This is a genomic window from Thalassotalea euphylliae, assembly GCF_042682785.1.
GTDB classification, from domain to species: Bacteria; Pseudomonadota; Gammaproteobacteria; order Enterobacterales; family Alteromonadaceae; genus Thalassotalea_F; species Thalassotalea_F euphylliae.
This window is the reverse complement of sequence record NZ_JBHUIB010000003.1, coordinates 299,838-316,636: the sequence shown is the minus strand read 5'-3', so window position 1 is coordinate 316,636 and position 16,799 is coordinate 299,838. Positions and strand designations below refer to the sequence as shown.

Sequence of the window (16,799 nt, the reverse complement as noted above, 5' to 3'; positions counted from 1 at the left end):
GTTGCCGGGCTTGAGTGTTTTATTATTGTTAGTTTAACGCGATTGGTTGTGCGCCTGAGAACAGGCTTAAACCAGCTTCGTTAAAGGCTTGGTTAAACTTCGCTAAGTCGTCGTTTAAGAAGCTATTAATGTCATTAACGTGCTTCTGCATTTCAACTTTTGCTTTGTCTAGATAGATTTCAGCCGTTGGTGATGGCTTGCCGTAACGGCTGCCAACATAACCCCATGCCATAAAGATATGTGATGTTGCTTTGTAGCTTTCATCAACAATCCCCGTTGTTTTTGGCAATGAGCGAAGGTTCTTGTCGAACTCACCAATTTTCTTCAATAAGTCATCAGCTGTTTTGCTTAGCTTAGTGGCTGGGTGCTCGTCTTTACCTTCAGTCATATCAGCAGTTGCTTTGTCAGCTGCTGCTTTTACAAGCTCGATATCTTTTTTGCTGTCAGTTAATACGTGTACCGCTTTGATTAGCGTGTCGTACAAGCCAACTGCTTTGTGCTGAAGCTTGTAACCGGCCATCAGATCTTCGTCTGAAACGTTGAAGCGTGGGTCTTTTAATACCTTAGCTGTTGTTTCAAATTCTTGGTCGTTGTACTTTACGTGGAATGTGTAAGTACCTGGTACCACTTCTGGGCCACCGTTTAAGATGTCTTTGTCTTCTTTCGGCTCTTGACCTGGCATGTGACCAGTACCGTCAGACTCCATACCCCAAACGATACGGTTTACACCTTGGTGAAGCTTAGTCACGAATGTACGTACCACTTCGCCATCGCTGTTTTTCACGGTAACGCGCGCTTTGTCAGAAAGTGGCTTTTTGTCGTCTTTCTTGTCTTTGCTTGCTTTGTCAGCTTTGGCTTTCTCGGCTTTTGCTAATTGACGCGCTTTTTCTTTCTCTGCATCAGGGTGCTTCAAGTGATCGCCTGATGCCATCACATTTAGCGTAACACCGTAAACTTCGTTTTCACCTACGTAGTCAGCGTCACCCCAGAAGCGTGTTGATGGTGCACGGCTAGACACGTACTGCTGACCGTCACCTACACTTAATAGCTTGAATGACTCATCGAATGATTTTTCATTTAATCCACGCAGTGGGCTGTAATCGTCAACAACAATGACTGAACGACCGTGTGTACCAAGTACTAAGTCGTTTTCACGTTGTTGAATCGCCATATCCATTACAGAAACTGTCGGTACGCCGTTCTTGTATTTGAACCAAGAATCACCGCCATCAGTGGTTGCGTATAAGCCTAGCTCTGTACCCAAGAATAATAAGTCTTCGTCAACGTGGTCTTGCACAACCGACAGTGAGTAACCTTTGATGTTCTTGGTGGTTAGGTTAGTGAACTTGCTACCGTACTTAGACGCTTTGAAGATGTATGGCTTCATGTCACCACGACGGTGGTTGTCGAATACGATGAAGGCTTCGTCCGCTTTATGAAGTGACGGTTGAATGTGCGGTACAAATGCGTTTTTAGGCGCTTTGCGTGCTTTCTTTTCAACGCTCTTCCATGTTTTACCGCCATCTTGTGTGACGTGAATACGGCCATCGTCAGTACCTACCCAAATCACACCTTGTTTAATTGGGCTTGGCGCAATGGTGATGATAGCGGTGTGGTTTTCTGCCGCCGTTACGTCTGGCGTCAAACCACCTGATTCTTTGTAACGCTGCCAATCTGGGTTGTTTGTTGATAAATCACCAGAGATGATTTCCCACGTTTCACCTCGGTCCGTTGATTTATGAACATATTGGCTTCCATAGTAAATGGTGTTTGCATCGAACGGGTCTTGCGCAAGGCCAGCATTCCAGTTGAAACGCAGTTCAGAATCATGATCTGCTGGTGCAGGACGGATTAAGTGCTGCTCACCAGTATTAAGGTCGTAACGGTTTAAGTAACCACCTTGTGATTGCACATAACCTTTTGTTGGGTCATCTGGGAATGGCATGGTGTCGAAACCGTCACCAAAACCTACTTCTTGCCAGTGCAAGTTACGAATACCCGCTGTATGGAATACTTCTGAAGGACCACGCCATGAACCGTTGTCTTGAAGACCACCGTAAATGTTGTAAGGCGTCGCGTCGTCTACACGGATGTGGTAGAACTGCGACAATGCAAGGTTTTGCACAAAGCGCCAGCTGTCGCCTTTGTCTTGTGTAATTGCTAAACCACCGTCGTTGCCTAGGATGATATGCTCAGAGTCTTCTGGGTTAATCCATAGCGAGTGGTTGTCGATATGAATGGTGTTACCCGCCGCACAACAATCAACTTTGTCGATTTTGCTAAACGTTTTACCGCCATCAATTGAACGACGGATAAAGGTTGCAATGTTGTAGATGATATCAGGGTTGTTTGGATCTACTTCAATTTTTGAGTAGTAGAATGGACGGTCAGCAACATTGTATTCGCTGTTAACCGTGCGCCAGTTGTCACCGCCATCGTCTGAACGCAATAGCGCACTTTTTTCAGCTTCAACCAAGGCGTAAACCGTGTTTGGTTGGCTTTCAGCAATATCTAACGTGATACGGCCTAAGTCACCTGACGGTAAACCGTCTGCAACAGTTTTCTCTTGCCACGTTTCACCGCCATCGGTTGATACAAATAAACCCGAACCTGGACCACCTGATTCAAATTTGTCTGGCCAGCGGCGGAACTGCCACATTGACGCGTACAATTTGTTTGGATTGGTTGGATCCATTTTAATGTCTGTACCGCCAGTTTTCTTATCAACGTAAAGAATATTCTTCCACGTTTTACCACCGTCGGTTGTTTTGAAAATACCGCGCTCTTCGTTTTCTGACCACAGTGTACCTAGCGCAGCAACGTATGCGATATCAGGATTTGTTGGGTGAAGCGCAATTTGGTTAATGTGCTCAGAATTCTTTAACCCCATATTTTTCCAGCTTTTACCGCCATCTACTGATTTGTAGATACCGCCGCCAATTGACACAGAGTTACGCACGTTACCTTCACCAGTACCAACCCAAATAATGTCTGGAATTTGCTGGTTAATTGCTAATGCACCTGTTGATGCGTAGTCTTGCTCGTCAAAAATTGGCGTCCAATTCAAGCCCGCATTTTCTGACTTCCACACGCCGCCTGATGCCGCAGTTGCGTAGATAATATTTGGATTTGAAATAACGGCTTCAACGTCTGAAATACGGCCACTGGTGGCAGCAGGGCCGATATTTCGTGCTTTAATGCCTGATAAAAGGCTGGTATCAATGCTTGCCTGTGCACCAGTTGTAAAGAGTGCGGCAGATACCAAGAGTGAGGTTAATGATTTTTTCATATCAAAAATAATACCTTGATTATTATTAGAAAAATGGCTGCTGACAAAACTATCAACTGCCACTATTTATTACAACAACTGACTGGTCGCCCAGATGGTGAATCTGCCCTAGGCTCATATATAACGCTATGTCGGTTGAAATTATGTTGTTAAGTGTAGAACGTAATTCAGCAAACCGTTGTTTTGCATTGCCGACAAGCGCCGCAACCTTAATTTGGTTGCACACGGTACAGGCAAATAACAAGAAATGGCGAAGAGAATATAAAGGACGTGTTGTAGCCATGTGAAGCTCACGCACTGAGTCGCTTATTAGCGCTAGAACGCATTGCTTATTCACATTATTCAATCTTTATTCCTTAATACACCTGAGGCATTTTGCATTACACGCCAACGTTCTCATTACCTACCAACGTTATATGGCGGCTTGTTATTATTTTTTGCTAACAGCTTATGTGCTGAGTGCGCTTGGCTGTTCCATATTAGTCATTTCAATATAGCTAATATATTTAACCGATACTGCAAATATTCGATAGAAAATAAGGTTTTAGCGACGAAATGACAAAGGGTAATTTGTAAATAAAAGAGAACAAAACGAGCGACAACAATGCCGCCCGATACAATTGTTATAATATAACAATTTAATTTCAACGACTTATCAGAATTGTCCGAGTTCGAATGACTTCGACACACTCAGCATTAACACGTCGTCATTTCTAAATTCACCGTCATCGACTTCGTATTCGCTATCAACATCGTTAAATAAGTAAGCGAGTGATACGTTGAAGCCTTTAACATCTGCGCTAACGCCAATTGAATAGTCGGAATATGAGCCAATGTCGTATTCGTCCCAGTAGTCCCCCGAGCTATGACCTGCATGCAAGGTTAAGGTCACGTTCTCTAGTAAGCCAAGGTTTTCACGAATCAGCTTTTCGTAATTAATGGCGACATATGTACCCGTTTCATCGGTGTTGGCATAATCGTCACTGTAGGCAATTTCGATATTAAACGCACCGTAGAAAATCTTGGTGATCATCTCGTTGTAGTCGCTGCTGTAATCAAGACCTGGATAGGTATAACGATTAATCGAGAAATCAATGCCTAAGTCTTCGGTAATGTCGGTGTAGTAGCCGATGTAGTAATCGACTTCGTGGTCACCATCAACACCAAAATCGATATTGCTGGCAAAAATACCACTGTAAAAACCGTTCTCGAATTCAATGTCGACGCTACCCTGCAAAGCTGGATCCCCTGCGGATTGAGAAATACCTCTGAAGCGGTAATCGCTGACGCCGGAAATAGTGGTCGACACATCTGCCGCCTGTGCAGTTGCAGCGAGTAAAACGCTCGACGCTGCAATAAGTGTTAATAATTTATTCATCATATACTCCAAACTCGCCAGCTCAGCGCCAGCGAGTTAATGATTTATTTACTCGTAAGTAATTTGAGAAACTTCGGTAGACACGGTTGTGCCTGCTTTACCTGACAACATAGCCACCGCGTTATCGAGTGAACCAATACACGCCCTTCCGCCAGTTGCATTGGCAAACTCCATCGCAGCTTCCACTTTTGGTCCCATTGAACCATCAGGAAAATCTAGCTTTCCTAACGTGTCTGGCGATGCTGAGCGAATCGCTTTTTGGTTAGCCGTTCCCCACTCAACATAGACAGAGTCAACGTCTGTTAGTACCAGTAAGGCGTCTGCTTTAATTTCTTGAGCAAGTAATGACGCGGTGCGGTCTTTATCAATAACCGCCTCAACACCTATAAGCGAGCCATCTTCTTGGTACATAGTAGGAATACCACCACCGCCAGCGCAGGTGACAATAACGCCAGCCTTAATTAGCATTTCAATCACTTCGATTTCGAAGATACGCTTTGGCAACGGCGAAGGCACTACGCGGCGGTAATACTCGCCATCAGCCTTAAACGTAAAATCACGTGTTTCTTGAATTTTGGCGGCCTGCTCTTTTGAGTAAACAGGGCCAATAAATTTGGTTGGTTCATTAAACGCAGGATCGTCTTTATCGACTTCTACTTGCGTTAATAAGGTCGCAAACTTTTGACTGAACGGGAGAATATTCCCCATTTGCTGTTCAATCATGTAGCCAATTTGACCGACGCTTTCAGCACCCAACACATCTAATGGGTAAGGTTCTACGCTGCCATAATTTGCCGCTTGTAAAGCCAGCAACCCAACTTGTGGGCCATTACCATGCGCAATGACCAATTCATGTTCTTTTGCCAGTTCCGCTAATGTACTTGCCGCAATTTTTACATTCTTCAATTGATTTTCGGCGGTCATTGGTTCGCCACGCTTTAATAAAGCATTTCCGCCTAGAGCAACAACGATTCTCATAATAAGCTCCTAAATTTGAATAAGATAATGACGCCAAGTACTCAGCAGAGTACTTGGCTATACGTGATGCCTATAAGGCATTTAGGAAGTCATCTATTTTCGCTTTGTGACTAGCTGCCACATCTTCTGAAGCTGGCTTAGTGTGCTGATGTGTGAAGTACACAAGTAGCGCCATTTGTGCCGTTAAGCGGTTTTCCGCTTCGTCGAAGATAAGTGAGCTATCGCCGTCCATCACTTCACGAGTAGTTTCACGCTTGTCATTTGCTGGCAAACAATGCATGAACATCGCTTGTGGGCCTGCTATGTCCATCAGGCGTTGGTCGACAATGTACTCAGGCATAAAGGTTGCCAAGCGCTCTTCTTTCTCGTCTTCTTGACCAAACCAGTAGAAGCTGTCTGCCACTAATATGTCGAAACCTTTCACTGCATTGATGTCGTCTGTCATCACAAATGAGCCGCCATATTCTTTACAGTTATCTTCCACCATACCGACGATTTCTTCTGTCATATGGTATTTCTTAGGACCTACGTGGGCGTATTCCATACCGAACTTGGTGCAAATCATTGCCAGTTCATTTGATACATTGGTTGCGTCACCAATAAAGGCTACTTTTAAGTCGTCTAGCTGTTTCCCTTCTGGCAAGTGCTCTTGCATAGTGAAGATGTCTGCCATCATTTGCGTTGGGTGTAACCAGTCACATAAGCCGTTGATTACTGGCACACTTGCCTCTTTCGCTAAGCCTGCAACTGTTTCATGTACGTCAACGCGTGCCATGATGACATCGACCATGCGTGAAAGCACACGACCTGTATCTTCCAGGCTTTCTTTAGAGCCTAAGTGAATATCATTTGGTGATAAGAACTGTGCGTGTCCGCCTAATATGGTTGCCGCTGCTTCAAAAGAGACACGTGTACGTGTTGAAGGCTGCTCGAAAATCATACCTACGGTTTTACCTGCAAATAATGGTGGAACCGCATTTACGCGACGTGCATCTTTTAACATCTTCATTAAATCGAGAATTTCCGTTAACTCTGCACGAGTGAAATCTTGAGTCTTAAGGAAATGACGTAGACCTGATTTGTTTAAGTTTGTCGCTGTTGATGATGGTAATTTCATAATGTGTACTCCTAAATTGAGTGTTTGCTTGTCACAGCCCTCAATCCAGATACGGGCTTACAAGCGTTCAAAAAATAAAAACGATTTCGTCAATCAATCTCTGCTTCCGAATTCGAGACGCATGATAGACCCGTATCTAAAAAAGAACTTTGATCTAGATCATATTTCGATATTTATCCGGATATAAATCGGTTATTTTCAAGTTTTACATGCCAAAAAACCAATCCATAAAACACTAGAAACCACACAATAAACTTTATATCACAACCATATAAAGCATTTAGTAGCACGTAAACACAAGATTCAAAAGATAGCTATTAGCTTTTAATTAATTTTTACACAGGCGAGTCAAAATCAATTTTTATCGATTTATATCGAATTATTTGATCTAGAACAAATATTGGGAATGAGGTCTGATCATAAAATAAGCGCCAGTTAGGAAAACACCTTTTAGCTAGGTGAGTCGCTCAATACATGCAGCACACAATGGCAGTCAATGAAAGGTGAGTTCCTTTGGACTTTACCCTTTTATAAGGAGTTGTGTTATGTCACAAGAAACGAATGGGAAAATGGGCCTCGCAAGCCTTACCCTTTTCAATGTCTGTGCAGTGTTAGTTATTGACACCTTAACTGCGTCTGCATCTTTGGGGCCATCAGCTATTACTTGGTGGCTTATTACCTTAGCAATATTTGTTATCCCTTATGGCTTAATTTCGTCAGAACTAGGTACTACCTACCCTGGTGAAGGCGGTATTTATGACTGGGTTAAACGCGCATTTGGCACCAAGTGGGCGGTAAGAACCACTTGGTATTACTGGATAAACGTGGCGCTGTGGATGCCTGCGGTATACATCATGTTTGCTGGTATGTTCGCTGAAATGTTTGTGCCAGGTCTTTCACTTTGGTGGCAAATAGCAATGTGTGTCGGACTTACTGCTATCACTATCTATATCTGTAATGTATCGGTAGATGCTGGTGTCTGGGTCACTAATTTAGGCGCAATAGCAAAAGTTGCAGTCATTGGTGTGCTAGGTATAGGCGGCTTCCTTTACGCGTTTGAACACGGTGTGGCAAATGAATTTACGCTGGCTTCAATGACGCCAAGTTTTGATTCTGCTTTAGGCTTTTTGCCAGTCATTATTTTCAACTTGCTAGGTTTTGAGCTTATTGCTTGTATGGGCGATGAAATCAAAAACCCACGTAAAGATATTCCAAAATCTATCTTCTTGTCTGCTGCTACTGTTACCGGCTTATATATCTTCGGTACATTAGGCATTTTACTTGCGCTGCCAGTAGAAGAAGTTGGCCTTGTTTCAGGCATCATCTCAACGCTTAAAACACTATTTGGTGAAGGCACATTTGGCACCGCTATGGTGTATATCGTCGGTATCTTAGCGCTTATCACCTTCGTCGCTAACATGGTGACGTGGACAATGGGTGCTAGTCGCGCTGCGATGGAAGCTGCTCAACAAGGTGAGCTACCAGAAGCGGTTGCAAAAGAAGATCCGGTACACAAAACCCCTGTTGGTGCGAATAATATCACGGGCATTATCTCAGCAGTTGTTATTGTGCTTTACGGTTTATCTTCAGGTGAAAGTGACGAACTGTTTTGGTCAGTATTTGCATTCTCTTCATGTATTTTCTTACTGCCATACCTATTGATGTTCCCTGCGCACGTGAAGCTTCGTCTTCAAGACCCTGAGCGTGAACGTCCATTTAAAGTGCCTGGCGGCTTAACAACGCAATACATTATCTGTGCAATTTGTACTTTCTTTATCGCACAAGCAGTACTGCTGTTCATCTTCCCAGAAATCTTTGTTGGCGTTATCGATTGGAACTACACCATTCCTGTTGCTATCGGCATTGTTGTCACCGTCTTGATAGGTGAAGTGCTACTAGCCGGTGCAATGAAACGCTTAAGAAGTATTAAACAACACTAATGCATTTAGCCAGTGGGGCTAAGTGCCCTGCTGGTGGTAACTAATTTGGAGTCAATATTATGAGTACTTTATTACACACTACCCCAGTAAACGATGGTTTCTTCATGCCAGGTGAACAAGAGCCACAAGATGAAATTTGGATTGCTTGGCCAGAGCGCACAGACAACTGGCGCAACGGAGCAAAACCAGCGCAACAGGTGTTTATTGACGTAGCAAAGGCAATTGCTGAAGTAACACCGGTCACCATGACGGTGTCTGCTGACCAATATGACAACGCACGTTCTCGTTTACCTGAACACATTCGGGTTGTTGAAATGACCACGAATGATTCTTGGATGCGCGACATTGCACCAAGCTACGTAGTCAACAAAGACGGTGAGCGCCGAGGTGTTGATTGGGAATTTAATGCTTGGGGCGGCCTGGTTGATGGCCTTTACTTTCCTTGGGATAAAGACGACCAAGTAGCGAGTAAAATCTGTAACCTGCGTGGTGATGCACGTTATAGAGCGCCAATCGTATTGGAAGGTGGTTCAATTCATGTCGATGGTGAAGGCACGCTTTACACCACTGAAGAGTGCTTGCTGCACCCAAGCCGTAACCCTGATTTAACCCGCGAAGATATCGAGCAAGTGCTAAAAGAGCACCTTGGTATCGAAAAAGTAATTTGGATTAAAAACGGCTTATACAACGATGAAACCAATGGCCATGTCGATAACTTAATTCACGTGGCACGTCCTGGTGAAGTCGTATTGTCTTGGTGTGATGACGAGAATGATCCTCAGTATCAAATTTCTCGCGATGCGTATGAAGTGTTAAGCAACGAACGTGACGCCAAAGGTCGTCAAATTAAGGTGCACAAAGTCCATATTCCTGGTCCTTTGTATATCAGTGCAGAAGAAGCCGCTGGTATTGACAGTTGTGACGGTATGGAGCGCGAAGCAGGTGAACGTTTGGCAGGTTCTTACGCTAACTTTCTGATCACTAACAATCGCGTGATTCTTCCCTTGCTTGATCCCAAGCGCGATGACGATGCAAAAGCAGTCTTGCAACACGTGTTTCCCGAGCATGAAGTGGTCGGTGTAAATGCACGTGAAATATTGCTTGGCGGTGGCAACATCCACTGCATTACACAACAAGTTCCGTCAGCGCACTAGCCGCTAGTCTCAAGTGGCTTTCTTGGAAGCCACTTTCCTTCAAACATTGAGCAAGAGAGTATTACCATGGTTGCTAAATTAACAAAAAAGGAAATCACGCTTTTTACCATAAGCGCAATTCTTACCATTGATGGCATAGCTGCCGCTGCAGCCATTGGTGTTCAGTCACTAACTTGGTGGATTCTTTCTTTCCTTTGCTTTGCCATTCCTTACTGTCTAGTTAGTGCTGATTTGGGCACAAAATTTCCTTCAAAAGGTGGATTAATCCATTGGGTTGATTTGGCTTTTGGGAAAAAGTGGACGAGCCGTGTCGGCTGGCTTTACTGGATAAACGTTGCGTTATGGATGCCAGCTGCGTTTATCATGTTAGCAGGCTTTGCTGCCGAGTTATTCTGGCCCACTATGCCGTTGTCAGTGCAAATTGCAATAGCGTTAGTTGCTACTTGGATATCGGTATATGTATGTGTTGTTTCACCTGATACAGGACGTTGGATCCCAATGATTGGTGCTTGGTGCAAAATGATTGTCGTTTTATTACTGGGTATTGGCGGCGCATTTATGGCTTATACCCATGGTATTGCCAACCCGATAAACTTCTCAACGCTAACACCGAGCTGGGGGGCTGGACTGCAATTCTTCCCAGTCATTATCTTCTCTCTTATGGGCTTTGATTTAATTTGCTGCTCGGGCGATCAAATGGAAAACCCTAAGCGTGATTTGTCAATTTCCCTTATCATTGCTGGTTTTGTTATTACTGTACTTTATCTGTTTGCCGTACTAGGAATTTTGATTGCGATTCCCGTTGAAGATATTGGTTTAGTAACAGGCATGATGGAAACCTTTAAACGGATGTTATCGCCCCTTCCCTTTGGCGAATATGTTATTTATTTGGTTGGTTTTATGGCGATTTTCAGCTTCATCGCTAACTTGGTTACATGGGGTATGGGAGCTAACCGTGCAGCAAGTGAAGCAGCACATGAAGGTGAACTACCCGAAGTATTTAGTCATGACCACCCGAAATACGGTACACCAATTGGCGCAAGTGTATTAACCGGTGTGGTATCAACTAGTGCTATCTTAGTCTACGGGTTGATGGCATCGAATGCAGAAAGTCTGTATTGGTCACTATTCTCGTTTGCTAACTTGCTGTTCTTAATGCCATATTTAGCATTATTCCCAGCTTATTTAACCCTGAATAAAACGAACAACATATCCGGACATAAACGCTTTTTGCTTGTTGTGCCACCAATGCTGTTTATCACACAAGCTATCGCATTTTTTATCTACCCTCCAGGTGGCGTAGACATGGATAACCTTGCTGTGATGATTATTGGCTTGACTGTTGTGCTTGGAATTGGAGAATGTATCGCACAGCGGAATAGTCCTAACAAGTTAACCCTCAAAAGTGCTTGAAAGGGTGATAGGCGTAATACCTAACCTGTATTGTTTTAGCCATAATTCAAAGAGTTATTATGAAGACAACACTGACAAAAACGGGAAAGCCTCGTAAAGTTCAACAACGACGACTAGAGCGTGAAAAGCTGATAAAAGACGCGGCTATTGAGCTGCTTAAAGTGACTGATATTCATGAGCTTTCACTTTATGACGTGGCAGAAAAGGCAGAAATTCCTCCGTCGTCTTTGTATCACATCTACCCGAGTGTTGATGAACTGTTGGCTGGTCTTACGGAGCAGTCTGGTGACATCATCTATGAGCTAATGAAAAGCATAGCGATTAACGGGACATTTAATTCTTGGCGTGAGCTTTTGAGGCTGTGGTTCGACGCTATCCAACACCATCACAATCACTGTAGCTATACCAGTAAATTGTTGCTTGGTGTATCCGGTTCTCATGTACTTGCTGAAACCAAAGCCGCAAGATTTTCGTCAGGTCGACAGCGCTCATTTGAGTTACTCAACGACTTGTTTGAATTACCTGCAATGCCAGAGAAAGTTGACGTGTTCAACATTGCCAGACTGATTGGTAATCAGATATTTTCCTTTAGCTTCCGCCTCGAAGGTGAAATAACGGATCTGCATAAAGAGGAAGCGTACCTAGCGGTTATAGGTTATTTGCAGAATTACTTCCCACGCTATATGCCGCGTAAAGTGATGCCGCAAGAAGACGAGGTGGCTAATTAATCCCAAGGATTATCTTTGAAGTAATCTGACAAGAAATCAATAAGCGCGCGAACAGCTGGCGATTGAAACTTGCGGGATGAATAAAGCACGTATATCTGCATAGTCGGCAAAGTCCATTCAGGAAGTACTTGAGTCAAAGCGTTTCGCTTAATGTCGTCGTTAACGAGATAAGTAGGCAGCATCGCGATACCCATTCCTGACAATACCGCTTGTTTGAGTGACAACACTTCGTTCGTGGTAAACATACAATTTGCCTTAATAGACTCGATGCTTTCGCCCTTGCTAAGGTGCCATATTTGCTCGCCAAAGTTTTTGTAACCAAGCGCCTGATGTGCTGTTAAGTCGCTTGCCGACTTTATCGCGTCTTTCCTATCGATATAGTCAGGAGAAGCGACTAATGCAGATAAGCAGCTCGCGATTGGCTTACCAATTAAAGATCCTGATGGTGACGATGAAATTCTAACGGCAATGTCAATTTGATCATGAATAAGATCAGCAGTCACGTCTTGCGCATCAAGCTCTATCGATACTTTAGGGTGACGTTGCATAAAGCTGGCAAATGCAGGTATCAGTTGGCTTGTTGCCAACGATGTCGCTGCCGTAATTTTAATATTCCCAGATAACTCAGTATCAATTTGCGAGATTACCGATAGTGCTTCAGCTTGGCTTACCCATGCCTCAACTTGTTCAAGACAGCTTTCACCAACATGGGTCAGTGTTACTTTTCGCGTTGTACGATGAAACAAGCGCGCGTTTAACCAGGACTCCATTGATTCGACATACCTCGTCACCATAGGTCTAGACATGTTTAGTCTGTCTGCAGATGCAGTAAAGCTCCCTGTTTTGCTGACATCTAAAAACACTTTAGCGGCGACTAGTCTATCCATAATTAGCTCGTTTTAAGAAACAATAATACACATTATTTGATATTTATCCGAGCATATCAAATCTCTAATATAGCGCTCAACACTCACTCACATTAAAAATAACCCGCTATAAAAGGTGAATCTATGAAACGATTTCTATCACTGATGTTGTCAATTGTTGTTACAAGTACAGTATGGGCAACTAATACCCCGTTAACATTTGATGTTTACAACGCTCATGAATCGAGTTTTCACGTGAACGCAACTGTGGTATCGGGAGCAACTGAAGCCGCGATCATCGACACCGGCTTTACCCAAGCTGATGCTCTGCGCATAGCGGCAAAGCTGAAAGACTCTGGAAAAAAGCTGACCACCATTTTTATAAGCCAAGCCGATCCTGACTTTTACTTTGGCGCATCAACATTAGCGACCATTTTTCCTGATGTTGCCATTGTAACTTCAGCACCAGTCGCGAAAAAAATACGCAAAAACATTGACCAAAAAGTTGCTTTTTGGGGACCTAAAATGGGCCTTAATGCGCCTGAACAGCCAAACGTGCCTCAAGTACTGGCTAAAAGCCATTTCAGCATAGATGGTATCCGTATTAATGTTTTGGGAGCAAAAGGTAAACTTTCACATCGCCCATATCTTTGGATTGAAGAAACAAAGACGATTCTTGGCACAATAGGTGTGTTCGGCAACCTTCACGTCTGGACTGCCGATACACAAACAGATGAAGCAATTGATGCTTGGATAAAGCAGCTTGACGACATGATGGCATTACAGCCCCAGAAAGTGATTCCTGGCCATATGCAAGCTGACACGCAATTAAGTCCAAGCAGCATTGACTTCACTAAACACTACCTCTTGGCGTTTAAACAAGAAAAGTCAAAGGCAGCAAATAGTAATGAATTACAACAACGCATGAAAACGCTGTATCCAGATCTAGGATTGTTAATTGCCCTTGATATCGGTAGTAAAGTTCACACGGGTGAAATGGCTTGGTAAAAACGTTATCCGCTGCTCAATTGAGCGGCGGATATTACTTTTTCTGTAAGCAATAGAATTACATTATGTGAATACGGATTCACTTTTCATTTAAATTTGGGTAAAATATGCGCTATTACTAAACAGATACATTAATTAGAGCATCAAATATCCATGAAATTATTCTTAAAAACAATCGCTTCGCTAGCTATTGGTTTAGCAACTGCCAATGCTGTAGCAGCACAGCTGCCTTATTATTCTGAAGAAGCCAATAATAAAGCCGTTGAATTTGGCAAAGGCATAATTTCAACAGAACGTTTTGAAATTAACGCGGTATTTAATGAAGCTGGAGACAACGTTTTATTCGCCCGTTGCGCCGATGATTTCTCGACCTGCCAAATGATGTCATCTGATTACGAAAATGGCCAATGGCAAATGCCTACTGCCCTGCCATTTTCAGGTGGTTATTTAGAGGCTGACCCTTATTACAGCGCAGATTATTCAACGCTATATTTTGTATCAAAGCGCCCAATTGATGGTTCTTTAACGGCAACAGAGTCGGTCAATTTATGGAAAACTAAAATGGTTGATGGTCAATGGCAAGAACCTGAATACATGCCAGAGCTTAGTTCAGATGCTAACGATCTCTACCCATCAGTCACTAACAACGATGATTTGTATTTCCCATCGTTTAGAAACGAAAAGCGCTTAATGTATGTTGCAAAAGCAACTGCTAATGGTTTTGAAAAGCCACAAGCGCTACCAGCAGAGATGTTCGGTGAAGGTGGATTAATTGGTGATACGGTTGTATTACGAGACGGTAAAACCATTATTTACAGCATGAGACGCGCAGATAGCCTAGGTAAAGGTGACTTATACGTGTCAAAATTGGTTGATGGTAAATGGACTGTAGCGACAACTTTGGGTGATAAGGTCAATACCGCTGACCACGAGTTCACGCCGATTGTTTCACCCGATGGACAGTATTTATTTTTCACACGCATTGAAAATGGACGTGGAAATATCTACCAAATTGCCCTTAGTGCGCTAGGACTTTAATGGCGACATTGCCACTAGTATTAAAAAAGGGAGCTATATGCTCCCTTTTTAATTTGCGATTACCACTAAATTTTTACTTACTACCGTATTTTTCTTGCAGGTAAGCAAACACCGCGCGAACACCAAACGCTTCGCCACCTTTCGGACGACCCGGTAATTGACGAATGTTGAACGCCATAATATCGAAGTGACACCAGTCGATACCTTCAGGTACAAACTTTTGTAAATATAACCCTGCAGTAATAGCACCACCGAATGGGCCAGCTGCACAATTGGTCATATCTGCAATGTCGCTTTTCAACATATCTGCATATGGCTGATATAGCGGCATACGCCAAACAGGATCTTGAATTGGCAAACCTGCATTAGTAATACCTTGCGCGGTTTCATCATTCGTTGCGAAGAAACCCGGCAACTCTGTGCCAAGCGCAACACGCATTGCACCGGTTAACGTTGCAAAATCGATTAGCATTTCAGGCTTTTCTTGCACCGCTTCATCAATAGCATCACAAAGCACTAAGCGCCCTTCTGCGTCGGTATTATCAATCTCAACAGTAATGCCTTTGCGTGTGGTGACGACATCACCAGGACGCAGTGCATTGTCTGATATTGCATTTTCAACGGCAGGGATCAGCATCCGAAGGTTTACTGGCAAATCAAACGCCATAATAAGTCTTGCTAGACCTAATACGTGTGCAGCACCGCCCATATCTTTCTTCATGTAGCGCATACCGGCTGCCGGTTTGACATCTAAACCGCCACTGTCAAAGCAAACACCTTTACCGACAAGTGTCACTTTAGGAGCGTCAGCATTGCCCCAACGCAGGTCCAATAAGCGCGGCGCGTGACAACTAGCACGGCCAACGGCGTGAATAGTTGGGTAATTCTGCTCTAACAATTCATCGCCGACAATTTCTGAGAAACTGCCACCAAACTCTTCCGCTAAATCCTTTGTCACTTCAGCTAAATGTTGCGGCATCATATCGCCCGCGGGTGTGTTGACTAGGTCGCGTACAAGCGCAGTTGCATACATTTGTTTTAGCGCCTCATCGACAATGGCTTGGTCGTTTATCGCCAGCGTTGCTACGTCAGATTTATCGTCAACGTAACGATCAAATCGATAACTACCTACTGCCCATCCAAACGCTACAGCTTGCTGATTTTCAGCATTCGTTTTCAATGAATAAGTCCCTGCAGGAAGCTGCTTAGCTAAATCACCACATGCAAAAAATTCTGAAGCGCTGCTAACAACAGCAACAACCAGGGCAAGCTCTCCAGTACTGGCAGGAACTGAAGTCCAGCCCTTGCCTTTGAAGCCAGACGTTGTCAGCCAGTTTTGCGTGAAAGTTTCTTGGCTTGCCACCCAGTCGCTGTACTCAGATTCATTAAGTACATGCAAAGGCGTGCCGTTTTCCCCATAGATTAAAATGTCGGTCATATCGAAATTCTTTATGTTGTCGTTTATACCTAGTGTAAATCAAAAATGGCGCCTATAGGCGCCATTATAAAACTCAATGCTTTGCTAGAAAGGCATTTTGAACCCAGGAGGCATTTGCATACCGCCCGTTAATGCGCCCATTTTCTCTTTGTTCGCTTCTTCAACACGACGAACTGCATCGTTAAAAGCTGCTGCTACAAGATCTTCAACCATGTCTTTGTCGTCTTCCATTAGGCTTTCGTCAATTTCTACACGACGAACGCTATGTGAACCTGTCATGGTAACTTTAACCATGCCTGCGCCAGACTCACCTGTGACTTCCATATTGGCAATTTCTTCTTGTGCCTTTTGCATTTTTGCTTGCATTTGTTGGGCTTGCTTCATTAAGTTGCCCATGCCACCTTTCATCATAATATTTCTCCAATAAGTCTATGCCGCAAAGATAGTGACTA

14 protein-coding genes are annotated in these 16,799 nt (G+C 43.7%); 6 read left to right on the top strand and 8 right to left on the bottom strand.

Features of this window, described 5'->3' with window-relative positions; translation table 11 throughout:
• Positions 1-28: 28 nt before the first annotated feature.
• From ACFSJY_RS08635 to argF, 5 genes are all read right to left on the bottom strand, one after another.
• Entirely contained in the window at positions 29-3,289 is a 3,261-nt protein-coding gene (locus tag ACFSJY_RS08635; RefSeq protein ID WP_386033290.1) for a VPS10 domain-containing protein, read from the bottom strand.
• A gap of 52 nt (positions 3,290-3,341) precedes the next feature.
• Positions 3,342-3,572, bottom strand: coding sequence for a hypothetical protein (locus tag ACFSJY_RS08630; RefSeq protein WP_386033288.1), 231 nt, complete (start codon positions 3,570-3,572; stop codon positions 3,342-3,344).
• A 372-nt stretch (positions 3,573-3,944) separates the two neighbouring features.
• Positions 3,945-4,667, bottom strand: coding sequence for a TorF family putative porin (locus ACFSJY_RS08625; RefSeq protein WP_386033286.1), 723 nt, complete (start codon positions 4,665-4,667; stop codon positions 3,945-3,947).
• A 48-nt stretch (positions 4,668-4,715) separates the two neighbouring features.
• Positions 4,716-5,645: a carbamate kinase gene (arcC, locus tag ACFSJY_RS08620; protein ID WP_386033284.1), complete on the bottom strand. Its 930-nt coding sequence runs from the start codon at positions 5,643-5,645 to the stop codon at positions 4,716-4,718.
• A gap of 70 nt (positions 5,646-5,715) precedes the next feature.
• On the bottom strand, positions 5,716-6,762 hold the full coding sequence (gene argF / locus ACFSJY_RS08615; protein WP_386033282.1) for an ornithine carbamoyltransferase: 1,047 nt from the start codon (positions 6,760-6,762) through the stop codon (positions 5,716-5,718).
• A gap of 545 nt (positions 6,763-7,307) precedes the next feature.
• Here argF and ACFSJY_RS08610 point away from each other — a divergent pair.
• The 4 genes from ACFSJY_RS08610 to ACFSJY_RS08595 all read left to right on the top strand — a co-directional run bounded on the left by ACFSJY_RS08610 (position 7,308) and on the right by ACFSJY_RS08595 (position 11,997).
• Positions 7,308-8,702: an APC family permease gene (locus tag ACFSJY_RS08610; protein WP_386033280.1), complete on the top strand. Its 1,395-nt coding sequence runs from the start codon at positions 7,308-7,310 to the stop codon at positions 8,700-8,702.
• A gap of 59 nt (positions 8,703-8,761) precedes the next feature.
• Positions 8,762-9,856: an agmatine deiminase gene (gene aguA, locus ACFSJY_RS08605; RefSeq protein ID WP_386033278.1), complete on the top strand. Its 1,095-nt coding sequence runs from the start codon at positions 8,762-8,764 to the stop codon at positions 9,854-9,856.
• Positions 9,857-9,922: 66 nt separating this feature from the next.
• Positions 9,923-11,269: an APC family permease gene (locus tag ACFSJY_RS08600; protein ID WP_386033276.1), complete on the top strand. Its 1,347-nt coding sequence runs from the start codon at positions 9,923-9,925 to the stop codon at positions 11,267-11,269.
• Positions 11,270-11,328: 59 nt separating this feature from the next.
• Positions 11,329-11,997 carry a TetR/AcrR family transcriptional regulator gene (locus ACFSJY_RS08595; protein ID WP_386033274.1) on the top strand — a complete coding sequence of 223 codons (669 nt, stop codon included), beginning with the start codon at positions 11,329-11,331 and terminating at the stop codon, positions 11,995-11,997.
• Here ACFSJY_RS08595 and ACFSJY_RS08590 read toward each other — a convergent pair.
• Positions 11,994-12,884 carry a LysR family transcriptional regulator gene (locus ACFSJY_RS08590; RefSeq protein ID WP_386033271.1) on the bottom strand — a complete coding sequence of 297 codons (891 nt, stop codon included), beginning with the start codon at positions 12,882-12,884 and terminating at the stop codon, positions 11,994-11,996. The genes ACFSJY_RS08595 and ACFSJY_RS08590 overlap by 4 nt on opposite strands.
• A 123-nt stretch (positions 12,885-13,007) precedes the next feature.
• Here ACFSJY_RS08590 and ACFSJY_RS08585 point away from each other — a divergent pair, with 123 nt between their 5' ends.
• Together ACFSJY_RS08585 and ACFSJY_RS08580 are read left to right on the top strand one after the other, a co-directional pair.
• Complete coding sequence (locus tag ACFSJY_RS08585) at positions 13,008-13,871, top strand: MBL fold metallo-hydrolase (RefSeq protein WP_386033269.1); 864 nt, start codon at positions 13,008-13,010, stop codon at positions 13,869-13,871.
• Positions 13,872-14,024: 153 nt separating this feature from the next.
• Entirely contained in the window at positions 14,025-14,909 is an 885-nt protein-coding gene (locus ACFSJY_RS08580) for a TolB family protein (protein WP_386033267.1), read from the top strand.
• 73 nt (positions 14,910-14,982) lie between these two features.
• On the opposite strand, the gene ACFSJY_RS08575 is transcribed toward ACFSJY_RS08580, so the two are convergent.
• Positions 14,983-16,347, bottom strand: a complete 1,365-nt coding sequence (locus tag ACFSJY_RS08575) for a leucyl aminopeptidase family protein (RefSeq protein ID WP_386033265.1) — start codon at positions 16,345-16,347, stop codon at positions 14,983-14,985.
• 84 nt (positions 16,348-16,431) lie between these two features.
• Positions 16,432-16,761: a YbaB/EbfC family nucleoid-associated protein gene (locus ACFSJY_RS08570; protein ID WP_386034993.1), complete on the bottom strand. Its 330-nt coding sequence runs from the start codon at positions 16,759-16,761 to the stop codon at positions 16,432-16,434.
• Positions 16,762-16,799: the final 38 nt, after the last annotated feature.

What these genes read in the sequence shown, in the direction of transcription:
- ACFSJY_RS08590 (WP_386033271.1), bottom strand. Translation starts at nt 12,884, where the DNA reads ATGGATAGACTAGTCGCCGCTAAAGTGTTTTTAGATGTCAGCAAAACA.
- ACFSJY_RS08630 (WP_386033288.1), bottom strand. Translation starts at nt 3,572, where the DNA reads ATGGCTACAACACGTCCTTTATATTCTCTTCGCCATTTCTTGTTATTT.
- argF (WP_386033282.1), bottom strand. Translation starts at nt 6,762, where the DNA reads ATGAAATTACCATCATCAACAGCGACAAACTTAAACAAATCAGGTCTA.
- ACFSJY_RS08610 (WP_386033280.1), top strand. Translation starts at nt 7,308, where the DNA reads ATGTCACAAGAAACGAATGGGAAAATGGGCCTCGCAAGCCTTACCCTT.
- ACFSJY_RS08575 (WP_386033265.1), bottom strand. Translation starts at nt 16,347, where the DNA reads ATGACCGACATTTTAATCTATGGGGAAAACGGCACGCCTTTGCATGTA.
- ACFSJY_RS08585 (WP_386033269.1), top strand. Translation starts at nt 13,008, where the DNA reads ATGAAACGATTTCTATCACTGATGTTGTCAATTGTTGTTACAAGTACA.
- arcC (WP_386033284.1), bottom strand. Translation starts at nt 5,645, where the DNA reads ATGAGAATCGTTGTTGCTCTAGGCGGAAATGCTTTATTAAAGCGTGGC.
- ACFSJY_RS08595 (WP_386033274.1), top strand. Translation starts at nt 11,329, where the DNA reads ATGAAGACAACACTGACAAAAACGGGAAAGCCTCGTAAAGTTCAACAA.
- aguA (WP_386033278.1), top strand. Translation starts at nt 8,762, where the DNA reads ATGAGTACTTTATTACACACTACCCCAGTAAACGATGGTTTCTTCATG.
- ACFSJY_RS08580 (WP_386033267.1), top strand. Translation starts at nt 14,025, where the DNA reads ATGAAATTATTCTTAAAAACAATCGCTTCGCTAGCTATTGGTTTAGCA.
- ACFSJY_RS08635 (WP_386033290.1), bottom strand. Translation starts at nt 3,289, where the DNA reads ATGAAAAAATCATTAACCTCACTCTTGGTATCTGCCGCACTCTTTACA.
- ACFSJY_RS08625 (WP_386033286.1), bottom strand. Translation starts at nt 4,667, where the DNA reads ATGAATAAATTATTAACACTTATTGCAGCGTCGAGCGTTTTACTCGCT.
- ACFSJY_RS08600 (WP_386033276.1), top strand. Translation starts at nt 9,923, where the DNA reads ATGGTTGCTAAATTAACAAAAAAGGAAATCACGCTTTTTACCATAAGC.